This is a genomic window from Kitasatospora sp. NPDC005751 (genome assembly GCF_040630835.1).
Taxonomy (GTDB): domain Bacteria; phylum Actinomycetota; class Actinomycetes; order Streptomycetales; family Streptomycetaceae; genus Kitasatospora.
Genome location: NZ_JBEXYC010000124.1, coordinates 1 through 5,479, shown reverse-complemented (window position 1 = coordinate 5,479; position 5,479 = coordinate 1). Strand labels below are relative to the sequence as shown.

The window sequence follows — 5,479 nt, the reverse complement described above, 5'->3', positions numbered from 1 at the left end:
GAGGATGACCAGTCCGCCGGCGGGGCCGGTGGTTCGGGGGGCGCTGCCGGAGGGGCGGATGCCTCAGCTCAGCTGGGTGGGGACGGGGCGCCTGCCGTCGAGGGAGGAGACGCCGATCGGGGTGAGGGCCTCGGGGAAGAGCTGGACGTCGGCGATCTGGCCGGCGGCGTACTCGCCGTAGGCGCCCATGTAGAGGCGGCGGCCGAGCTGCAGCGGACCGGTCGCGTTCCAGACCGTGCCCGCGTACTCGGCGGTGCCCGCGAGCGAGCCGTCGACGTAGAGGCGCAGGTCGGCGGAGTCCGCGTCGTAGACGCCCACCAGGTGGTACCAGGTGTTGGTCTTCGGGGCGAGGGCGCCGGTGGTGGGCCCGTAGGCGCTGGTGAAGGCGCCGGCGGTGTCGTCGGCGTGGGCGTGGCCGAAGGCGAACGCGTGGGCGCCGCTGGAGTAGTAGAGCTGGAGGGCGTTGGCGCTGGTACCGGACTGCGAGACGAAGGTGGAGTTGGCGGTGAGGCTGGTGAGCCGCACCCAGGCGGACACCGTGTAGCTGCGGCTGGTGTCCACCGCCGGACCGGCGGCCGCCGCGTACGCGGTGGAGCCGTTCAGGTTCAGGACGCCGCCGCGGGCCGGGTCGGTGCCGAGGGCGGCGCCGCCGTTGAGGGTGAGCGTACCGGTCGGGCGGATGCTGTCGGCGGTGCCGTCCAGCTTCCACCAGGCCGAGGGCTGGCGGACGTTGCCGATGCCGACCGGGTTCCCGAACTGGGCCAGGCCGCCGGCCGGTGCCGCGCCGGGGTACTCGGTCAGCCGGCCGGCACGGGAGCCGGCGTAGAGCGCCGGGTACCCGGTGCCCTGCACGTCACCCGGGGAGGCGACGGTCGGGGCGTCGCGGTCGCCGACGCCGAGCGGCAGCACCTTCTGCGCGGCGGGCAGCACGTTGCCGGTGGTGGCGGCCCACTTCTGGTCGGCGATGTTCATGCAGTCGTAGATGATCACCTGGGTGCGCGGGTTGCGGTTGCTCGCCGGGTCGGCCAGGCAGCGGCCGGACTGCGGGTTCTTCAGCGTGCCGGGGTACGGTCCGGGGGCCCACTGCTGGGCGCCGGTGTTGTTGCACTGGTAGAGCTGCACGAGGGTGTTGTTGGCGGTCTCGCCCTTCTGCACGTCCAGGCACTTGCCGAGCGCGTGGATGCTGCCGTCGGCGCCGAGCGCGAACTGCTGCGCGTCGGTGCCGTTGCAGGTGTACATCTGGGCCGCGGTGCCGTTGACGGTCCTGCCGCCGGCGATGTCCAGGCAGAGGTTCTTGTTGGCGGTGTCCAGCACGCCGGAGACCAGCGGGGCGTGGGTCGGCGCGGCGATCTTCGTGGTCGGCAGGCCGGCGTCGAAGGTCAGGGGGAAGCTGCTGACCGCGCCGGTGGCGTTGTCCCGGGCCCACAGGGTCGGCACGCCGCCCACGGTGCCGGGGGCGAGCAGCGTGGTGCCGGACCAGTCGCCGGTGCCGATCCGGACGCCGGCCCCGAGGTTGCAGCCGGCCTGGAACGTCCCCGGGTAGTACCAGAGTTCGCCCTTGTCGACGGTGACCAGGTCGGGAGCGTCGGCGAACTGGGCGAGCTTGCCGGGGGCGAGCAGCTGGGTGACGTTCTTCCAGGTGCCGTCCGAGCCCTTGGCCGGGCAGGAGGAGGAGTTGCGGATCGGGATCACGTTCTGGGTGAGCGTGAAGTGCCCGGTGACGCCGCCGGGGGTCACGGCGTCGTTCTGGTAGAGGTACAGCTCGTGGGTCGCTTTGGAGTAGGCGAACAGGTCGTCGACGTTGGTGCCGGTGGCGGTGCCCCGGTGGGCGACCAGGTAGTTGTCCCACCCCGTGCCGTCCGGGCTCTGGGCCTTGGCGGAGGCGCTGACGGGCGGTCCGGCCGGGTCGGCGTTGCCGCGGACCAGGACGAGGTCGCCGTCGGTGGTCGGGGCGAGCAGGTCGGGCACCGCGTCGCCGTCGGCGTCGCCGGCGGTCACCTTGGTGGCCGGGTTCCAGGGCGCGAAGAAGCTGTACTGGCCGACGGTGCCCTGGGTGTTGCCGGCGTTGTCGACGGCCCGGACGAACAGGGTGTGGGCGCCCCACTGGGCGGCGCTCAGCACGATCGGGACGTCGCCGGTGGCGCTGCCGCCGGTGGTGGGAACGGCGTTGACCGCCGCGGCGCCGTTGGCCGGGATGTTGGCGTCCAGCGAGTACTCGAAGCGGTCGATGCCGCTGCTGACGCAGCTGCCGCGGGTGCAGCCGGTGGGCGTCGGGTCGTTTGAGGTCACCGTGATCTTGACGCCGGTGTCCCCGGCGTGGCCGGTGGGCGCCTTGTCGCCGCCGAGCGGCGGGAAGACCGGGGAGTCGGTGAAGGACGGGATGCTCGGCGCGCTCAGGTCGGTCTTGAAGTAGCAGTTGGCGGTCCAGCCGCTCGCCAGGGTGCCGTCCTCGGCCTTGACGTGCCACCCGTACTGGTGGCCGTCCGCGACCTTGAAGCCGATGTTGACCCGGGTGGTGCCGCCGTTGCTGACCCAGCTGCTGACCGGGGCGCCCTTGTCGGTCGAGCCGCCGTCGGCGGCCGCCGTCTTGGTGTCCCAGACCTCGTACCGGGCGCGCAGGTTGACCCCGCTCATGTCGGTGGTGAGGTGGGCGTTGAGGGTGATGTCGGAGGCGTCCCCGGCCAGGCCGGACTGCCCGATCCAGCCGTCGGCCGCGCCGGCGCAGCCGTTGCTCGCGGGGGCGCGGGTGGCCGGGGTGGTGCCCAGGGTGTCCGGCGTCTCCGGGGCGATGTCGAACACCGTGGTCAGGTAGGGGTTGTTGGCGAAGCGGACGAAGTCGTTGTTGCTCGTCGACTTGGACTCGTTGCCCCAGAGCCCGAAGGTCCAGCTGTCCTTGACTCCGGAGAGCTTCCTGATCTGGCCGGTCACGTCGAAGTTGACGTCGTGGTTGCCGCACTTCTGGCTGATGTTGGAGCTCTTGACCTGCTGGGTGCCGCCGATGTAGCCGTCGCCGGTGATGTCCGGCTGGTTGTTCCAGCTGGTGGAGCCGCTGATCGGGGTCACCGTCGCGAGCCGGACGCCGGTCTCGTTGTCGCAGTCGAAGGAGGCGCCGTAGGTCGAGGTCAGGTGGACCACCGACTTGGAGATCACCATCTTCTTGTCGAGGCCGGCGATGTTCAGCTCGTAGTAGGCGCGGTTCAGGCCGAAGCAGTCCTGCCAGCGCTGGTAGCCGACGCCCTCGCCGTTGTCCTGCGCGTCGTCGTAAGGGCTCTGGCTCGCGCAGCCCTCCTTGACGGTGACGAAGTGGCTCTTCTTGCTGGTGATCGGGCTGGTGTACGGGTCGATGTACAGCGGCCAGACGGTGTCGGCGCCGCGGAGCAGGCCGGCGTCGGGGACCAGCGTCAGGGTGTCGGCCGCATGGGTCACCGCGATCCGCTTGACCTGGGCGGAGCTGCCCGGTTCCTCGGGAGTCGATGCCGTGGCGGGGGCGCCGTCCGCGGGGGCCTCCGCCTGCGGTGCGGCTTGCGGTGCGGTCTTCGGTGCGGTCTTCGGCGCCGCCTTCGCGGCCGGGGCCGGGTCCGCGGCGGCCCCGGCCGGGGCGGTCGTCGCCGAGTCCCACATCAGCGGGGTCGGCGAACGGAAGACCGCGCTGCCGTCGGGCGCGGTGACCGCGACCCGGCCGTCCTGGTCGGCCGTCAGCGACAGGCCTCCGCCGACGGAGGTGGTCAGCTTGAGCGAGGCGAGCGCGGGGTTGGCGGCCGCGGCGGCGTCGCGCACGATCAGGACCTCGTGGAAACCGCCCTGGTCGGTGCTGGTGACCTTGAGGTCGACGCCCGGCAGGACGCCGTCGTAGCGCGCGGTGCTGCCGTCCACCACGGGAGCGGGGAGCGGGAACGGGAGGGTGTAGGAGAGCCGTCGCCCGTCCGGGTCGGTGAGGGTGGCCAGTGGCCCGTCGCCCCCGCCGGAGAGGGCCAGCGCGGAGGGGGTGGCCGCGGGGGAGAGGGTCCCGTCGCCGTTCCTGGTCAGCGTGGCGTCGACGTCCCTCCAGTGGCCGTCCTCGCGCACCCGGGCGGGCTGCAGGTGGGTGGTGGCGGTGAAGGTGCCGTCGGCGTTGGCGACGGTCCGCGAGGTCTCGGTGGTGAGGCTGTCGACGGTCACCGGCCGGCCGGTGCGCGCGGCCTCGGCCTTGGCGGCCGCCAGCGGCGAGTCGGCGGCCGGGCCCGTCGTCGTGCTCGCGGATCCGGTGGCCGGATCGTCCGCGAGCGCCGGTCCGGCACTGCCGAGCAGCAGGCCGGTGACGGCCGCCGACAGCGCCAGACGGCGTGTCAGTGTGCGCGCCGGATTTCTCCGGACGCGGAGGTGCTCCCCCATGGATCGCCCTTTCAGGGACCGGAGGCGGACGAACCCGGGCGCCGTTGTGTTCCTCGTCACAGAACGGACCCCCGTGGCCCCCCGCCACGTGTCGGAATTGCGGTCTTTACTCACCCCTGGCGCCGCCTGTGAAGACTCTTTGGGGTCTGTGTGACGGAAGGGGACAGAGTGACTGCTGGGGAAGGGTATTGCTCTGACCCTGCCATGGCAATACGGTTCCCGTCGGCCGAACGTGCCGTCAGCTGGTGATTCGTCAGTTCACCGGCTCTCTGATGTGCCTTCAGGGGGAATACGCATGCGCGCAGGACCGCGCGGAATTCGAGGTGCCCGGAAACGGGCCTGGATGGAACGGGCGACCGTCGCGATAGCGGCGGCCGCCGTCTTCTCGTTGGCGACCCCGCTCGCCGTCGCCGACGTCGTCGGCGGCTATCAGTACACGGACAAGCTCTGGGGCGCGGACCCGCTCCCCGACCAGGCGAAGGTCCCGGGCAGCCCGGTGAGCGGCCGGGGGGCGGTCGTCCCGGCCCCCGTGATCCCGCCCGGTGCCCGTGAGTTGGTCCCGCACGTGGTGAAGCCCGTGCAGTGGCCGGCGGCCGCGACCGCCACCGTCGACCTGGGGAACACCCCCGAGGTGCGCAGCCTGGCGGCGCCCGCCGGGAAGGCGAAGGCCGGCAGCCTGCCGGTCTCGGTCTCGCCCGCCGCCCCCGTGGCGCTCGGTGCCCGGGCCAAGTCCCTGGCCCCGTCGGTCGCCCCGCTCAGCGCCGTCTCCTCGGTCCGGGTGGACCTCGCCGACCGGGGCCGGGCCAAGCGGGCCGGCGTGGACGGCCTGCTGGTCGGCCTGGACCGGGCCGACGCCCGCGCGGAGAGCGGCAGCGTCGCGGTCTCCCTCGACTACGGCGGCATCGAGCAGGCGTACGGCGGTGGTTGGGCCTCCCGGCTGCAGCTGGTGGCGATGCCCGCGTGCGCGCTCACCACGCCGCAGCTCGCCGCCTGCCGCACCCGCACGCCGATCGAGGCGGTCAACGACCCGGTCGGCCGGAAGCTGAGCGGTACGGTCGTGCTCGCGGCGGCCGGTGGCGCCGCCGGGGCGGCGAAGCCGGGCAGCGCC

The 5,479-nt window shown here is 72.9% G+C and carries 2 protein-coding genes; one reads left to right on the top strand and one right to left on the bottom strand.

Annotated elements, in window-relative coordinates:
• Nucleotides 1-63: 63 nt before the first annotated feature.
• A complete protein-coding gene (locus tag ABZ497_RS36380; protein ID WP_359812331.1) occupies nucleotides 64-4,371 on the bottom strand; it encodes a LamG-like jellyroll fold domain-containing protein in 4,308 nt (1,435 codons plus the stop codon).
• A 343-nt stretch (nucleotides 4,372-4,714) separates the two neighbouring features.
• Here ABZ497_RS36380 and ABZ497_RS36375 point away from each other — a divergent pair.
• Nucleotides 4,715-5,479: hypothetical protein (locus ABZ497_RS36375; protein WP_359812328.1), on the top strand; the 765-nt coding region annotated here is incomplete at its 3' end.

What these genes read in the sequence shown, in the direction of transcription:
- ABZ497_RS36380 (WP_359812331.1), bottom strand. Translation starts at nt 4,371, where the DNA reads ATGGGGGAGCACCTCCGCGTCCGGAGAAATCCGGCGCGCACACTGACA.